The 15,899-nt window shown below is 58.4% G+C and carries 12 protein-coding genes; 5 read left to right on the top strand and 7 right to left on the bottom strand.

Going from position 1 to position 15,899, the window contains the following annotated elements:
* Nucleotides 1-9: 9 nt before the first annotated feature.
* The 3 genes from ACQCLF_RS08705 to ACQCLF_RS08695 all read right to left on the bottom strand — a co-directional run bounded on the left by ACQCLF_RS08705 (nt 10) and on the right by ACQCLF_RS08695 (nt 3,543).
* Nucleotides 10-1,362: an N-acetylmuramoyl-L-alanine amidase gene (locus tag ACQCLF_RS08705; protein WP_426986304.1), complete on the bottom strand. Its 1,353-nt coding sequence runs from the start codon at nt 1,360-1,362 to the stop codon at nt 10-12.
* A gap of 182 nt (nt 1,363-1,544) precedes the next feature.
* The gene (gene tsaE / locus ACQCLF_RS08700) at nt 1,545-2,027 is read right to left on the bottom strand and encodes a tRNA (adenosine(37)-N6)-threonylcarbamoyltransferase complex ATPase subunit type 1 TsaE (protein ID WP_426986302.1); all 483 of its coding nucleotides are present in this window, start codon (nt 2,025-2,027) and stop codon (nt 1,545-1,547) included.
* The gene (locus ACQCLF_RS08695) at nt 2,011-3,543 is read right to left on the bottom strand and encodes an NAD(P)H-hydrate dehydratase (protein ID WP_426986300.1); all 1,533 of its coding nucleotides are present in this window, start codon (nt 3,541-3,543) and stop codon (nt 2,011-2,013) included. Before ACQCLF_RS08695 ends, tsaE begins: the two co-directional genes overlap by 17 nt.
* 118 nt (nt 3,544-3,661) lie before the next feature.
* On the opposite strand from ACQCLF_RS08695, the gene queG reads away from it, so the two are divergent.
* Together queG and gnd are read left to right on the top strand one after the other, a co-directional pair.
* Complete coding sequence (gene queG, locus ACQCLF_RS08690) at nt 3,662-4,795, top strand: tRNA epoxyqueuosine(34) reductase QueG (protein WP_426986298.1); 1,134 nt, start codon at nt 3,662-3,664, stop codon at nt 4,793-4,795.
* A gap of 192 nt (nt 4,796-4,987) precedes the next feature.
* On the top strand, nt 4,988-6,439 hold the full coding sequence (gene gnd / locus ACQCLF_RS08685) for a decarboxylating NADP(+)-dependent phosphogluconate dehydrogenase (RefSeq protein ID WP_426986296.1): 1,452 nt from the start codon (nt 4,988-4,990) through the stop codon (nt 6,437-6,439).
* Nucleotides 6,440-6,650: 211 nt separating this feature from the next.
* Here gnd and orn read toward each other — a convergent pair whose 3' ends face one another.
* Nucleotides 6,651-7,196: an oligoribonuclease gene (gene orn, locus ACQCLF_RS08680; RefSeq protein WP_426986294.1), complete on the bottom strand. Its 546-nt coding sequence runs from the start codon at nt 7,194-7,196 to the stop codon at nt 6,651-6,653.
* Nucleotides 7,197-7,355: 159 nt separating this feature from the next.
* Between orn and rsgA the strand changes: the two genes are divergently transcribed.
* From rsgA to ACQCLF_RS08665, 3 genes are all read left to right on the top strand, one after another.
* Nucleotides 7,356-8,366: a small ribosomal subunit biogenesis GTPase RsgA gene (rsgA, locus tag ACQCLF_RS08675; RefSeq protein WP_426986292.1), complete on the top strand. Its 1,011-nt coding sequence runs from the start codon at nt 7,356-7,358 to the stop codon at nt 8,364-8,366.
* A gap of 161 nt (nt 8,367-8,527) precedes the next feature.
* Entirely contained in the window at nt 8,528-9,340 is an 813-nt protein-coding gene (locus tag ACQCLF_RS08670) for a sulfurtransferase (protein WP_426986290.1), read from the top strand.
* Nucleotides 9,341-9,487: 147 nt separating this feature from the next.
* Nucleotides 9,488-10,972: a RimK family protein gene (locus tag ACQCLF_RS08665; protein WP_426986288.1), complete on the top strand. Its 1,485-nt coding sequence runs from the start codon at nt 9,488-9,490 to the stop codon at nt 10,970-10,972.
* 6 nt (nt 10,973-10,978) lie between these two features.
* Here ACQCLF_RS08665 and ACQCLF_RS08660 read toward each other — a convergent pair whose 3' ends face one another.
* From ACQCLF_RS08660 to ACQCLF_RS08650, 3 genes are all read right to left on the bottom strand, one after another.
* Nucleotides 10,979-11,377: a DUF3859 domain-containing protein gene (locus ACQCLF_RS08660; RefSeq protein WP_426986286.1), complete on the bottom strand. Its 399-nt coding sequence runs from the start codon at nt 11,375-11,377 to the stop codon at nt 10,979-10,981.
* 123 nt (nt 11,378-11,500) lie between these two features.
* The gene (uca, locus tag ACQCLF_RS08655; RefSeq protein WP_426986284.1) at nt 11,501-15,115 is read right to left on the bottom strand and encodes an urea carboxylase; all 3,615 of its coding nucleotides are present in this window, start codon (nt 15,113-15,115) and stop codon (nt 11,501-11,503) included.
* 84 nt (nt 15,116-15,199) lie between these two features.
* A complete protein-coding gene (locus ACQCLF_RS08650) occupies nt 15,200-15,892 on the bottom strand; it encodes an urea amidolyase associated protein UAAP2 (RefSeq protein WP_426986282.1) in 693 nt (230 codons plus the stop codon).
* Between the last annotated feature and the right edge of the window lie 7 nt (nt 15,893-15,899).

Below are 15,899 nucleotides of genomic sequence, written 5' to 3'. Positions count from 1 at the left end.
GGTCACGGGTTAACGGGATGGAATTTTAAGCACCTGTCCTACCTGAATCACATGGTTATCCAGGTTGTTTTCGCGCTGAATCGCGTCAATGCTGACATTATGGCGTCGGGCGATACCGCTGAGAGTATCGCCGCTGGTGATGGTGTACTCACGGCCCGTGCCACTCTGCCCGCGACTGGCAAGATAGGTGCCAGCAGGGGGCTGTCGCTCAAAGTAGCGTTGCACACCCTGGGCGATCCGGTTGGCCATCTGCGCCCGATATTGCGCCGTGGACAGTTTACGCGCTTCGCCCGGGTTGGAAATAAATCCCGTCTCCACCAGAATCGACGGCACATCAGGGGATTTCAGCACGGCAAAGCCTGCCTGCTCCACACGGGGTTTGTGCAACCGGGAGATAGAGCCGAGGGATTTAAGCACGTCATCCCCCACCGTCAGGCTGGAGTTGAGCGTCGCGGTCATGGACAAGTCGACCAATACACCGGCCAGCACTTCGTCCTTGTCTTCCAGACTCACACTGCCCACACCACCGATCAGGTCGGCTTCGTTTTCCCGTTCCGCCAAAAAGCGAGCCGTCTCACTGGTAGCGCCCCGGCGCGACAAGGCAAACACGGAGCTGCCGTTAGCGGACGGATGGGTAAACGCATCGGCGTGCACCGAAATGAACAGATCGGCCTGCATTTTTCGCGCAATATTGCGCCGCTCTCTCAGGGGAACATAATAATCACCCGTGCGGACCAGCTTGGCCTCATAACCGGGCCGTTCATTCAGCTCTCTGACCAGGCGCTGTGCGATGTCGAACACCACGGTTTTTTCGTAGAGGTTGCCGGGGCCAATGGCACCGGGATCTTCTCCACCGTGACCGGCATCCACCGCAATCACCACATCGCGTTGCCCACCGGTACGAGTCGGCGTTTTATCCGCCAGGGTTTCGGCGCGGGACTTCCCCTGATCGTGCAGGTCAAGCACCAGCCGGTCATTGGTGTCGGCGTGTTTTTTGAGCAAAAAGCTTTTGGGGCGGACGCTCTGCTTCAAATCAAACACCACCCGCAATGTGCCATCGCTGCGGTGCGCACTGCGAACACGCTGAATGGGTGTATTCTCCAATTCCAGATCGTCCAGAGAGGCTTTCAGGTGAGTGCCCGCCACATCCACAACGACGCGCTCCGGCCCGGAAAGCGTAAACAGCTTATGTTCCACTGGAGCGCTTAAATCAAACACCAAGCGAGTGTGGTCCGGCGCGCGCCAGAGACGAACGCTCTCCACATCCGCCGCCTGCACCCAGGATGACGCCAACAGGGACACCGTCAACAACGCGGCCCAGAACCAGCCGAGGTGGTTGCGATTCAGCGATGTACTGCTCAAGACGCGCCTCTCTTATCGCTCATGATACCGCCCTTACTCATCACCGTGATTGCCCGACTATATTATAAAGCCACTGTACATGCCGCCACTGTACATACCGGCACTATGGAGTGCGTCCCCCCGCAGAAGGTTCAATCGCCGCGAACCTGCGCTGCTCACCCCCAACACACCAACGGAGCGTTTCACTGCGCCGTCCAGAGGTTTAAACGCTGACGGCCATTTTCGGTCACGGCACGGGCCCTGGCTCGACGCCCTCGCCGCTCCGGGGTCAATTCAAGACTCAAGTCCGGCTCGGGCAGAACGCCGCTGCCACGCTCCGGCCACTCGACCACACAGAGCGCATCCGGCGCAAAGTAATCACGGATGCCCATGTACTCCAGCTCCTCCGGATCCCCGAGCCGATACAAATCAAAATGGTACACCGGCTGGCCCAGAATCTCGTAGGGCTCAACCAGGGTGTAGGTCGGACTTTTCACTGCGCCGGTATGGCCCAGCGCTTTGAGCAAACCGCGACAGAACGTGGTTTTACCGGCGCCCAGGTTACCGTCGAGAAACATCACCAGCCCTGAGGGCGACGCTTTTAAAGAGCGCGCCAGTGCTTCGGCGAGCGCCAGAGTCGCCGACTCGTCCGCCAAAAACCACTCCGCCTCAACCCCGCTTGCCATTGTCCGCCTCAGCTTGCAACAGTTGACACAGTGCGGGGATCAGATCCGTGGCCAGTAAGCTGCGCTCGCCCCAGTCCCCAACGGCCAGGTCCGCCGCCCCCGCGTGCAGGGTGGCGCCGAGCGCCGCCGCCTCGCCAACCGATAACCCCTGCGCCAGCAGGCCGCCGAGGATACCGGACAACACATCGCCCATGCCACCGGTGGCCATACCGGGATTACCCGCGTCCAACAGTCCGATGCGGCTGCCCGAATACACCAGGGAACCCGCCCCTTTCAGAATCGTCGCGCCTCCGTAGCGATGGTGCAGTCGTTGAATGGCATCAAATCGATCGCTTTGCACGTCATCCGTTTGCGTATGAAGGAGGCGGGCCGCTTCGCCGGGATGCGGGGTCAGAATCCAGTTATCGCGCGCGTCGGCTGCGGCGGGCCGATGGGCGGCCAGTAAGTTCAGCGCGTCCGCGTCCAGCACCAGCGGCAAACCGGTTTGCAGGGCCTGCTGCAGCATTTGTTCAGACCAGGGCGACTGCCCCAGCCCCGGACCGACCACCAGCACGGTGGGCCGAGCCAGCCAGGGCTCCAGCTCCTGGCCGGAGGTGACACCGCACACCATGATTTCAGGGCGACGGGTCAGCGCCGGCGCCACATGTTCCGGGCGAGTAGCCAGGCTCACCAGCCCGGCACCCGTGCGCGCAGCGGCTTCCGCTGCCATCATGGCGGCCCCGCCGAAGCCGGTATCACCGCCGATCACCATCACATGGCCGAAATCCCCTTTGTGAGCGTCTGGCGCACGTCGGGGCAGCCGGGCAGGTATGACCCGGGCATCCAGACGGTTCACCACCGCCGTTTGTGACTCGTAAATCGAGGCCGGCACACCAAGATCCGCAAACAGTAACTCCCCGGTCACCGCCGGCCCCCGACCGGTTAACAGACCGCGCTTGACCCCAATAAAGGTCACTGTCACCTCGGCCCGCACCGCGCAACCCATCAGTGCCCCGGTATCCGCATTGAGACCCGATGGCACATCCACGGCCAGGACGGGCAGCCCGCTGGCATTGATCGAGTCAATCACGTCGACATACCGCGACCGGACTTCCCCCGACAGGCCGGTACCCAACAGCGCGTCCACAATAACGCCATCTGTCGGCGCGGTCGCGCGCTCCAACGGGGTAATCAAGACCCCTTCCTGAAGAGCGTAGTCCCGGGCCTGGGCCGCTTCGTCCTGCAGCTTGTCCGGGTCACCCACGGCTATCAGCGTGACCGGCATCCGGCGCTGGGCCGCTAACGCGGCAATGACATAACCATCCCCCGCATTGTTGCCGGAGCCGCAATAAACTGTCACACCGTTCACGGCAGGGTAACGGGCCAGCAACTGCTCGAACGCCGCACGCCCGGCCCGTTTCATCAATTGAATCGCCGGGATGCCGCTCTCGATGGCCAGCCGATCCAGTTGCCGTGTTTGTTCGGCCGTGTACAGGGCACGTGGGAAATCCGGGGAATGGACCGGCGTCAGCTTCATAACATCCTCAATAAAACAGATAAATGCGGGGTTTTCTGGCAGAATTATACGCGAACTCACCGGGATCTCGTACCGCTCTATCTATGCCTGCTATCTATGCCTGAACCATCTGCTGTCTATGCCTAAACCATCTACGCCTATGCCACCTGTGGACTACCGACAACTCGCGCTGGATATCAAGCAATGGGGGCGGGAGCTGGGCTTTCAGGCGGTGGGCATCACCGATACCGACCTGCGCGAGGACGAACAGCGGCTAAAGACGTGGCTCGCCAAGGGTTACCACGGCACCATGGACTGGTTCAACGCCCATGGCGACAAACGCTCCCGCCCGGCCGAGCTCGTGCCCGGCACTGTCCGGGTGATTTCCGTGCGGATGAACTATCTGCCCGAGGACACCCGGCAGATCGATATCCTGAAAGACTCAACCAAAGCGTATATTTCCCGCTACGCACTGGGCCGGGACTACCATAAGCTCATCCGCAAGCGGCTGGCTCGCCTGGCCAAGACCATTGAGGCCACGCTGCCACCAGAAGTGCTCATGGGTCAGCAGCGCCCGTTTGTCGACAGTGCGCCGGTCATGGAGCGTCCGCTGGCGGACAAAGCCGGGCTGGGCTGGACCGGCAAGCACACACTCATTCTCAACAGTGAGGCGGGAAGCTGGTTTTTCCTGGGTGAACTGTTTACCTATCTGCCCCTGCCGGTCGACGAGCCGGAGCAGCCCAATCGCTGCGGCGACTGCACCGCCTGCCTGCAGGTGTGCCCCACCGACGCCTTTCCCGAACCCTATACGCTGGATGCCCGACGCTGCATTTCCTACCTGACCATTGAACACGCCGGCCCCATCCCGGAGGAATTCCGGGAACCCATGGGCAACCGGGTGTTTGGCTGCGATGACTGCCAGGCTATCTGCCCCTGGAACAAGTTCGCCCACTACACAAACGAGGACGATTTTAAGCCCCGCCACTCCCTGGACCAGCAAGAGTTGCTGACACTGTTTCAGTGGAGCGAAGCGCAATTTCTGCGCTACACCGAAGGCTCGGCCATTCGCCGCGCTGGCTACGAGCGCTGGCTGCGCAATCTGGCCGTGGGGCTGGGCAACGCGCCCTCCAGCCCGGACATTGTGGCCGCGCTGGAAGCCCGGCGACCCGAGGCCTCCACACTGGTCCGGGAACACATCGACTGGGCCCTGGCTCAGCAGGCCCGTCCCGGACGACGGCGCACGCGTAAAATTCGCCGAAAACGGCCTCTATAGCGCCTTATTAGCACCTCACTATCGTCGCCATTAAACCAATGCCCTGTTAATTTGCGCCACAAACGTGAATAATACGCACCCTTTTTTTAAAATTTCGATGACAAAGTGCGCTGCACGGCACTCAATTTGACGTGCGGACGCCAATAATCACGACCACCCACATCAACCCGAGAGAGACAGGTAGCAGACTCTATGAAAGAGAAATCCGATATCGGCCTGGTTGGCCTCGCAGTGATGGGCGAAAACCTGATCCTGAACATGGCCAGCAAAGGCTACACCGTCACCGCTTATAACCGCTCCACCGACAAAGTGGACAAATTCATCAACGGACGCGCGCAAGGCAAAACCATTCGCGGTGCGCACTCCGTGGAAGAACTGGTCAATTCACTGGCCACCCCGCGCAAAATCATGTTGATGGTAAAAGCCGGCCAGGCCGTGGATGACTTCATCGAGCAGCTGATCCCGCATCTGGAGCCGGGTGACATCATCATTGACGGCGGCAACACCCACTACCCGGACACCAACCGCCGCACTGAATACCTGGAGAGCAAGGGCCTGCTGTTTATCGGCACCGGTGTCTCCGGCGGCGAGGAAGGCGCTCTGACTGGCCCCTCCATCATGCCCGGCGGCTCCCCCAAGGCGTGGGAACACGTCAAGCCGATTTTCCAGGACATCGCCGCCAAAGTGGACGATGGCAGCCCTTGTTGTGACTGGGTGGGCGAGGCTGGCGCCGGCCACTTCGTGAAAATGGTCCACAACGGCATTGAATACGGCGACATGCAGCTGATTTGCGAAGCCTACCAACTGATGAAAGATCTGGTCGGCATGAGCCACAAGGAAATGCACGAAGTCTTCGCCGAGTGGAATGAAGGCGAGCTGAACAGCTACCTCATTGAGATCACCCGCGACATCCTCGCCTACGAAGAAGACGGCGAACCGCTGGTGGAGAAGATTCTCGACAAGGCCGGCCAAAAAGGCACCGGCAAATGGACCGGCATTATCGCCCTGGATATGGGCATTCCCCTGACCCTGATCGGCGAAGCCGTTTTCGCTCGCTGCTTGTCCGCTCAAAAAGACGAGCGCGTAGAAGCATCCAAAGTGTTGCAAGGCCCGAAAGTGAAATTCGAGGGTGACAAGAAAGCGTTTGTCGACGATCTTCGCCAAGCACTGCTGGCCGCCAAGATGATTTCCTACGCGCAAGGCTATGCCTTGATGCGCGAAGCGGCCCGGGAATTCGACTGGAACCTGAACTACGGCGGTATCGCCCTGATGTGGCGCGGCGGCTGCATCATTCGCTCCAGCTTCCTGGATAACATCAAGCAGGCGTTCGACAAGAACGGTGACTTGAAAAACCTGCTGCTGGACGATTACTTCAAAGGCAAGATCGAAGCAGCTCAGGACGGCTGGCGCCGTGTGGCGGCCACTGCGATTACCAGCGGCATCCCGGCACCGACCATCACCGCGGCGTTGAATTACTTCGACGGCTACCGCTGCGAACGCCTGCCGGCCAACCTGCTCCAGGCCCAGCGCGACTACTTCGGCGCGCACACCTACGAGCGCATCGACAAGCCGCGCGGTGAGTTCTTCCACACCAACTGGACCGGCCGCGGCGGCGATACCGCCTCTTCCACGTATAACGTGTAAGGCCTGCGCCGAATGGCACTGGGTTAAGCCCCGGCTCACAGCTAGGGCGCTGCTTCCGGCGCCTTCTTCCGAGACCGTATGCAGCATGGATGCTGCGTTCGAGCCCCCACGGATGGGTTTACGGCGTGTCTCGGAAGAAGGCGCCGGAAGCAGTGACCGGATTAAGAACGCCCAATCGCTTAACTCAGTGCCATTCGGGCCAGAGCTTTCCCTATTTCAGACGAAAAAATTCTGTTCGGTAGTGTTTCAATTCGTTAATGGAATCCCGGATATCATCCAGCGCCAAGTGCGCACCGTCTTTTTTCACGCCCTCCAGCACATCAGGCCGCCAACGGCGCGCCAGCTCTTTCACCGTGGACACATCCAGATTGCGGTAGTGGAAGTACTTCTCCAGTCGCGGCATTCCCCGCACCAGAAAGCGCCGGTCCTGGCAGATAGAGTTACCGCACATCGGGGATTTGCCCGCTGGCACCCATTGTTCCAGAAAGGCGATGGTTTCCGCCTCCGCACCGCTGAGACTGACCTTGCTGTCGCGTACGCGCTGGGTCAGGCCCGACTGACCGTGCTGGCGAGTATTCCACTCGTCCATGCCCTCCAGTAACTCATCGGGCTGATGAACGGCGTGCACCGGCCCCTCGGCGAGGATATTCAGATCCGCGTCGGTCACAATGGTGGCAATTTCGATGATCACATCCCGGTCCGGGTCCAGCCCGGTCATTTCCAAGTCGATCCAGATCAAATGTTGTTCGTTTAACATAGGTTTAAGCTTCCAGTCACCAGAACGCGTATCCTCGACATAGAATTCGAGACAGCGCCCCAGAGGTTAAGGCACAATAGCGTTGAAAAGAGTAACCCGCCTACTCGCGCGGAACAACAGCCACCCGGCGACCCCGGAAAACGGTGCCCGACTCCCAGCATGAGCAAACGCAAACTGACACGACGCCAAGCCTGGCGCATTGAAAAAATTCAAAAGGAACGCCAGGACCGCGCCGCACGCAAGCAGGGGGACTGGGAGACGGCCCCCATTGATGAAAACACGCTGGGGCCCGAACGAGAGGGATTGGTTGTCACTCACTACGGCACGCTGGTTCTGATCGAAGCCGATGGTGAGCGCCGTCGCTGCCATTTTCGCAGCAACCTCGGGTCGCTGGTGACCGGCGATCAGGTGGTTTGGCGTGACGGCAACCCCTATGGAGTTGTGGAAGCGGTGATGCCCCGCCATTCGGCTCTATGCCGACCAGATCCTTACGGAGATCTGAAAACCGTGGCGGCCAATATCGATCAGGCATTGATCGTTATCGCCCCCAAGCCTGAGCCCCATTTCAGTTTGGTGGACCGCTACCTGATTGCCATTGAAGCCAGCGATATTACCCCGGCGCTGGTCATCAACAAATGCGACGTCATCGATGCGACGGTTCTCGACAAGATTGACGAAATACAAGCATTGTACACCCGGCTCGGTTACCGCGTTTTACGGGTATCGGCGACCACCGGCGAGGGCATGACGGCTCTCGCGGAGCAACTCCGCGAGAGCACCAGCGTCTTCGTTGGCCAGTCCGGCGTGGGCAAGTCCTCATTGGCCAGTTATCTTTTGCCGGATCAGGATTTAAAAGTGGGACGACTTTCGGAGCGAGAGACCGGCAGCCATACCACCACCAATACGGAACTGTTTCATTTTCCCGGTGGCGGTCGTCTTATTGATTCGCCTGGAGTTCGTGAATTTGGGTTGTGGCATATGAGCCGCGATGAGGTATTGGAAAACTTTATTGAGTTTCGCCCATTCCTCGGTCGTTGCAAATTTCGCGACTGTGCCCACGAAGGCGAACCGGGTTGCGCTATCCGGGAAGCCGAGGAAAACGGCGCCATCAGTGTGCGTCGAGCCGCCAGCTGTCGTCAAATTCTGGAGAGCCTGGCCGGTCCGCGCTGATTTTCCGCGCGGGCACACCAATTCCTCTTGAGTCCGCCGCTATCGGCGCTATGCTAGAACCAGAGACTGTATAAATCACTGTCGTGACCGCGCGCATGACGCGCCGGTAGAGAATATTGTGATATGTGACATAGAGAACGCTGTGATATAAGGATGAGACTATGCCCGATTTGCCATTGATTATCGAACCCGCTGAGCTGGCCAAACAGCTTGAAACACCACCGGACAACCTGCGTATTGTTGACCTGTGCGGCGAGCAAAGTTACCAGAGCGGCCATGTGGAAGGGGCGCTGCATATTCCTCCACAAATGTTGCTGAGCAATATTCCTCCAGCGCCGGGGCGTATTGCCACGGCCGAGCAGCTCAACCGGTTATTCTCCTTTCTCGGATTAACCCCCGACACGCACTTTGTTGTTTACGACGACGAAGGCGGAGGCTGGGCCGGTCGTTTTATCTGGACGCTGGATGCCATCGGCCATACCCGCTATTCCTACCTCAACGGTGGCCTGCAGGCCTGGAAAAGCGATGGATTACCCCTGAGCCGTCATATTCCCCAGGTGACGCCGACCAACGCCGAAGTCACCATTAATCCTGCGGTACTGGTGGAAATTCCGGAAATCCTGGAAGGGCTAGACAACCCGGACTTCCGTGTGTGGGACGCCCGCAGCCCCCAGGAATACAGCGGCGAAAAGGCGCTGGCCATGAAAGGCGGACACATTCCGGGTGCGGTCAATATCGAGTGGACCCAACTCATGGACCACAACAATGGCCTTCGTATCCGCCCTGATGCCGAACCGTTTCTGGCTGAACGCGGACTGACTCGTGACAAACCTATCGTGACGCACTGCCAAAGCCACCACCGCTCTGGATTCACGTATTTAGTGGGCAAGAGCCTGGGGTTTGACATCAAGGGCTACCATGGCTCGTGGGCCGAATGGGGTAATCATCCAGACACGCCGGTGGAAACCGAGTGAGTGTGGCGGCCACGGTGCACGCCACACAGTCACACACCACACCGCATTAAACCGAGTGCCAATGAACCATTGCTAAACATACATCACTAAATAACCATCGGCTCGAACAGAGCCAAACGTCGGTGTGAGCCAAAGGGTCCAGATCGCATGTCCCGATTATTAATTGTGGTGGAATCCCCCCAGGATTGGGCGCCTTACTTTCCCAGTGAGCAAGTCATCACTTTTGATGACTATCTGCAATTGTCCACACCTGCCAACAGCCGTACCCGGGTTATTAACCTGAGTCGAAAGTTCGGCTACCTGAGTAAGGGCTACTACTGCTCGCTACTGGCCGAAGCCCGGGGGCACTCCGTTATTCCCTCCGTAAAAACGCTGAACGATCTACGCGATCGCAGCAGCTTTTCCGTAATTGAAGAGCATCTGCAAAGCCAGGCCGAAAAGTTTCTTAACAAGCTCGCCGACCGCGACGAGGACACGTTCACGTTCTGGATCTTTTTTGGCGAAAGCAGTGTGCCGGAACTGAAAAAGCTGGCGCGCGAGTTGTTCGAACAACAGCCCTGCCCGATTTTGCAAGCGGAACTGAAGTGGCGCGGCGGCTGGCGGATCAGCAGTCTGAAAGTGGCCCCCGTGCACACCCTGACCGAACCTGAGCAGGAGGCCTTTGCCAATGCGCTGGATCGGTTCAGTGCGCAGCTGTGGCGCAAACCCAAAACCCGCACCATCAGCCGCTATGAAATGGCGATCCTGGTTGACTCCGAGGAAAAGCTGCCGCCCAGCGACAGCAAGGCGTTGAAAAAATTCGTCAAGGCCGGCAACCGCCTCGGGATCAACGTGGACTTTATCGGCCGCAAGGACATTCGCAAACTGCCCGAATACGACATGCTGTTTATCCGGGAAACCACCAATATTGACCACCACACCTTCCAGTTTGCCTGTCGCGCCGAAGCCGAGGGCCTGGCGGTCATCGATGATCCGCAGTCCATCATCCGCTGTACCAACAAAGTCTATCTTGCGGACCTGTTTGCCGCTCGCAAGATCGATACGCCTCAAACCCGTCTGATCTCCACGCGGGATAAAAAGTCAATGGACAAACTGGAAGCCGACCTGGGGTTTCCCATTATCCTGAAAATCCCGGACGGCTCATTTTCCCGAGGAATGATTAAGGCGGAGAACCGGCAGGAGCTGGAAAATGGTGTCACCGAACTGCTAAAACACTCTGCCCTGTTACTGGCCCAAGAATATCTGTACACCGAGTTCGATTGGCGGGTGGGCGTTCTCAACGGTAAACCGCTCTATGCCTGCCAGTATTTTATGGCGCGCAACCACTGGCAGATATACGACCACAGCAACACGGGTGACCCGTCCGGTGGCTATCAAACCATGCCAACCTATGAGGTGCCCAAAAAAGTCATTAACACAGCGGTCAAAGCGGCCGGGTTAATTGGCAAAGGCTTGTACGGTGTGGATTTGAAACAGACCGGCAACCGCGTGGTGGTCATTGAAGTGAATGACAACCCCAGCATTGATGCGGGGGTGGAAGATGAGTTTATCGGTGATGAACTTTACACGCTGATCATGCAGGAATTCATTAACCGCGTACAGACCATACGCCGATTGCGCGAGGCCCTGTAAGGCCGGTTAACAGGACTCTGGAAGTATCAGGTTAAAGGTTTCATCCGCGATCATCTGCCCATCGATGGACAGGGTCACCCGCCAGGGTCCGGCCTTGTTGTCGATGGGTTCCCAAATGGTGTCCCCGATGAAAAAGTCCCAGTCGTTTTGGCGAATGTATTCCTCGCCATCAAACGGCGGCAGAACACCGCCCTCTTGGTCGGGTATATCGGGGTGATAAATGCAGTAATACAGCTTTTTGTTTTTGGCTTTGCGAATATTGGCGATATACCCGAATTCCACGCCCAGTTCACAGGGAATATCGTGAGTCATCTTAATCAGTTGAGGCAGCTCTTTGGAGCGGGTATCGAGTGGGGTATATCGCCCCCAACTGCGGAGTTTCACTTCCGGTTTTTTCTTCGCCATAGTACTAGAAACACTACCTGAGATCGCAACTGACACACCATCGCAACTAACACACCAAAGGAACTCTGGTGGCAACGTATTTGCGCAGTATACCATGGCCGCCGTCCCTGGCTCATGCCAACCTCAACCCAGTATCAACAGCCGGTCACCCGCACTGACGGATTGCCCTTCCGGGCGGGACAACGCCAACACCTCCCCACCTTCTGGCGCCACCACTTCAATTTCCATCTTCATGGACTCCAGAATGCACACCACATCGCCGGCGTTAATGCGATCCCCCACTTTCACCATAAACTGCCACACATTACCTGCCACATGACTTTCCACGGCAATGGCGTCATCGGACAGCGCATCCTCTTGAGTCTCCCGCGCCTCTTGGCCCGACGAGTCGAAATTCATCTGGCCGTTATCAATCCAGCGCTGAAGCTCCTCATTAAAAGCCTCGTTACGACGGGTGACGAAGGTGTCGATATCAGCCTGGTGCCGGTCAATGAAGTCTTCGTAATCTTTTAGTCGAAACGTGGTCTCCTCGATGCGCAACGGGTACTGGCCCTTGGGAAAGTCGCGACGCAGGGTTTGCAACTCTTCATGGCTGACTTCGTAAAAACGAATCTGGTCAAAGAAACGCAACAACCAGGGTTCGCTGAACTCGCGAGTGCGGCGATAGCGGTTCCACATCTGAACCGTGCGACCGACGAACTGATAGCCGCCCGGTCCTTCCATGCCGTACACACACAAATAGGAGCCGCCGATGCCCACTGAGTTCTCCGCCGTCCAGGTGCGTGCGGGATTGTACTTGGTGGTGACCAACCGATGGCGTGGGTCCAGCGGTGTGGCCACGGGGGCACCCAGATAAACATCACCGAGCCCCATCACCACATAGCTGGCATCGAACACGATGCGTTTTACATCATCAATGGAATCGAGGCCGTTGATTCGCCGGATAAACTCGATATTATCCGGGCACCACGGTGCGTCGCGCCGCACGGACTGCATATATTTCTCCGCCGCCTGACGGCAGGCCGGGTCGTCCCAGCTCAGTGGCAAGTGCACAATCCGGGAAGGCACTTCCAGCTCGTCGATGTCCGTCAGCTGTCGTTCCGCCTGTTCCAGCAAACTCAACAGACTCTCAGTGGAGAGCGACAGGCTGTCATAGTGAATCTGCAGCGAGCGAATCCCCGGCGTCATCTCCAGGATGCCGTCCAGGTTCCGCTCCTGCAAATGCAACATCAACGCATGGGCACGGAAACGCAAGCGAATATCCAGCTGCAAGGGTCCGTATTCCACCAACAGATAGTGATCACCGGAGGGGCGGTAGACAACGGGCACACCGGTGTCTTCCCCTGAGAGCGTTTTCAATACCGGGGTTCGTGCGATTAATGCCGGAACGGGCAGAGGCTCCACTGGCGTCGACTCAACCAGCTGCAACGCGCTGATTTGTTCCCGCTGTTCGCTTTCCAGGCGGTTGGCATCCGCCAGGCTGATGGGCACAAACTGCACCCGATCTCCGGCCTTGAGCTGACCGAGCTTCCACAAGTCGGCGGCAACCACCGTTACCGGACAGACAAAGCCCCCCAGCGAAGGGCCATCCGGGCCGAGAATGACCGGCATATCACCGGTGAAATCCACCGTCCCAATCGCGTAGGCGTTGTCATGAATATTCGAGGGGTGAAGACCGGCTTCGCCGCCATCGCGTCGCGCCCATTCAGGCTTGGGCCCGATCAGCCGAATACCGGTGCGACTGGAGTTGTAATGCACCTCCCAACGGTGCTGGAAGAACGTGTGCATGTCCTCTTCGGTGAAGAAATCGGGCGCGCCGTGAGGGCCATAGATAACGCGCAACTGCCACTGATGATCAATCGGCGGTTGCAGCTTCTGTGGCAGAATGGCGGTACGCTCTGCCACGGGCGTTGCCGCCAGGTGCAGCACATCGCCAGTGCGCAGAGCCCGACCGGCAAAGCCACCGAACTTCCCCAGGGTAAAGGTGGATTTCGAGCCCAGATAATCCGCACATTGAAAACCTCCCGCCACCATTAAATAGGTGCGGGCACCGGCACCTGTTACCTTGCCCAGTTTAAGTACCTGCCCCGCCTGAGCCCTTATCGGCTGCCACAATGACACCGGCGCCTGATCAAGTGTCGCCTCCAGCTCGGCACCGGCCAGCACAAAATCGGTGGTGGTGTTGAATTTCAGAGCGGGGCCATTCAGGGTAATTTCCAGCCCGGCCATGCCTTCGGGATTTCCCAGCAGACGGTTACCCAGTCGTAACGAGTAGCTGTCGAAAGGACCGGAAGGAGGAACGCCGATATCCCAGTAACCTGTACGGCCAGGATAATCCTGCACGGTGGTCATGGTGCCCGCCGTCAAGACATCCAGCGTCGGAGGTGTATAGGGCATCGTGTTGAGAAAGCGGGTGTACACCCTTCCTTCACGAAATTCCGAAGTAGCCAGGATACGACGAACGTAATCGGTGTTGGTCTCAATTCCCTCCACTACGGTTGCCGCCAACGTATCGTCAAGTGCGCTCAGCGCCGCCTCGCGGGTCTCCCGCCACACAATGATCTTGGCCAGCATGGGATCGAAGTACGGCGATACTGTCAGGCCGGCTTCCACCCAGGTGTCAATACGCCGTTGCCGCCGGTCCGACTCCGGAAACGTGACCGCGCTCAACAGGCCGGCACTGGGCTGAAAATTCTTATTGGCATCTTCCGCATAGATCCGGGCCTGCACCGCGTAGCCTTGCGGGGTCAGTGCGGCGCAGCGCGCCTTGAGATCTCCGAGCTCATTTGCCGCCTGGCGCAACATCCACTCCACCAGATCCACACCGTATACCTGTTCCGTAACGCCGTGTTCGACCTGCAGACGGGTATTGACCTCCAGAAAATAAAACCGGTTATCGGCCGCATCCAGAATGAACTCTACCGTTCCGGCATTTCGATACTGAACCGCCTCCCCCAATCGCACAGCGGTGCGGTGCAGTGCTTCGCGCACCGTATCGGGCAGGTTGGGCGCGGGGCATTCTTCCACCACTTTCTGGTGGCGTCGCTGTGAGGAGCAGTCCCGCTCGCCCAGTGCCACCGCCACCCCCTGACCATCACCAAAAATCTGTACTTCGATATGCCGGGCATGCTCGATGTATTTCTCGACGAAGACGCCATCATTGGAGAAGTTATTGGCGCTCAACCTTTTCACCGTGTCGAACGCCTTGCGCAGTTCATCGCCGGAGAAGCAGGTCTGCATGCCGATACCGCCGCCCCCGGCGGTACTTTTCAGCATGACCGGATAACCGATACGTTCGGCCGCGCCCAGCGCCTCTTCGATGTTGGTCAACAGCTCGGTGCCCGGCAGCAGCGGCACATCGTTTTCCTGCGCCAGTGCACGCGCGGTGTGCTTCAGGCCGAACGTATTCATTTGCTCGGGAGTGGGTCCGATAAACGCAATGCCGCGACGCTCACAGGCGCGCACAAAGTCGGGATTTTCACTCAAGAAGCCGTAGCCGGGATGCACGGCTTGAGCGCCGGATTGCTCCGCAACAGCGAACAGTTTTTCCTGGTCAAGATAGGTGTCGGTAGCGGCACCTTCACCGAGCGGAAACGCTTCATCGGCCAGCGTGACGTGTAGCGAATCCGCATCAGCGTCGGCGTAAACCGCCACGGAGGCTATGCCCAGCTTTTTGAGAGTACGGATAATGCGCACGGCGATGGCGCCGCGATTGGCGATCAGGACTTTAGTAAACATCGCTTGAGCTCTCGATGTCGGTGCGGGTCGTCCCGCGTGATTCTTTCCCGGTCCAGGTCGTCCTGGCGGTAAGTTCGGCGAGCCTCAATCCCAAATCAGAATATCTACCGGTGTCGGATCGTAGCCGTTACAGGGGTTGTTCAATTGCGGGCAGTTGGAAATCAGGACGATCGTGTCCATTTGCGCTTTCAGCTCCACATACTTACCAGGTGCCGAGATGCCATCGGCGAAGGTCAGGCCGCCTTCGGGAGTTACCGGAACGTTCATAAAGAAATTAATATTGTGGGTGATGTCGCGCTTACTCAGCCCCAGCTCCTCGTGCTCGGCAATGGCCAGCATCCAGCTGTCCCGGCACGCGTGCATGTGCCGCTTGTTGAGGTCGTAGCGGACGGTATTACTTTCGGTCGCACAAGCACCCCCCAGCGTATCGTGGCGACCGCAGGTGTCGGCCACGATGTCGAGCATGACCCGGTTGTGGTTTGAGCGCAGCCTGGACCCGGTCGTCAAATAGGCATTGCCCTGCTCCCGAATGGTGTCCATGGCACTGTAACGTTCAGCGGGGTCATCGGCGCTGTAGAAAAGCGTGTCCGCCGCCTGATTACCCTTGATATCAAGAATGCGTATCGTCTGGCCGGCACGCACAATTTTCAGAAAGTAGTCGCCCGCCGCCACTTGATTGCGGGACACAGCGTCCTTGATATCAAGGGCGCTTTCGGTCAAGGCCGGCGGGTGTGCGGTGTGCACTTCCCCAAAAGAATTATTCGCCGTGGTATTCATTGCCATC

Origin of the sequence: Marinimicrobium sp. ARAG 43.8 (assembly GCF_050113635.1) — a bacterium.
GTDB lineage: Bacteria > Pseudomonadota > Gammaproteobacteria > Pseudomonadales > Cellvibrionaceae > Marinimicrobium.
The sequence above is the reverse complement of the archived record's forward strand: the minus strand, read 5'-3'. Positions and strand labels throughout refer to the sequence as shown.

What these genes read in the sequence shown, in the direction of transcription:
- ACQCLF_RS08665 (WP_426986288.1), top strand. Translation starts at nt 9,488, where the DNA reads ATGTCCCGATTATTAATTGTGGTGGAATCCCCCCAGGATTGGGCGCCT.
- ACQCLF_RS08660 (WP_426986286.1), bottom strand. Translation starts at nt 11,377, where the DNA reads ATGGCGAAGAAAAAACCGGAAGTGAAACTCCGCAGTTGGGGGCGATAT.
- ACQCLF_RS08695 (WP_426986300.1), bottom strand. Translation starts at nt 3,543, where the DNA reads ATGAAGCTGACGCCGGTCCATTCCCCGGATTTCCCACGTGCCCTGTAC.
- ACQCLF_RS08670 (WP_426986290.1), top strand. Translation starts at nt 8,528, where the DNA reads ATGCCCGATTTGCCATTGATTATCGAACCCGCTGAGCTGGCCAAACAG.
- gnd (WP_426986296.1), top strand. Translation starts at nt 4,988, where the DNA reads ATGAAAGAGAAATCCGATATCGGCCTGGTTGGCCTCGCAGTGATGGGC.
- rsgA (WP_426986292.1), top strand. Translation starts at nt 7,356, where the DNA reads ATGAGCAAACGCAAACTGACACGACGCCAAGCCTGGCGCATTGAAAAA.
- uca (WP_426986284.1), bottom strand. Translation starts at nt 15,115, where the DNA reads ATGTTTACTAAAGTCCTGATCGCCAATCGCGGCGCCATCGCCGTGCGC.
- tsaE (WP_426986302.1), bottom strand. Translation starts at nt 2,027, where the DNA reads ATGGCAAGCGGGGTTGAGGCGGAGTGGTTTTTGGCGGACGAGTCGGCG.
- ACQCLF_RS08650 (WP_426986282.1), bottom strand. Translation starts at nt 15,892, where the DNA reads ATGAATACCACGGCGAATAATTCTTTTGGGGAAGTGCACACCGCACAC.
- queG (WP_426986298.1), top strand. Translation starts at nt 3,662, where the DNA reads ATGCCTAAACCATCTACGCCTATGCCACCTGTGGACTACCGACAACTC.
- orn (WP_426986294.1), bottom strand. Translation starts at nt 7,196, where the DNA reads ATGTTAAACGAACAACATTTGATCTGGATCGACTTGGAAATGACCGGG.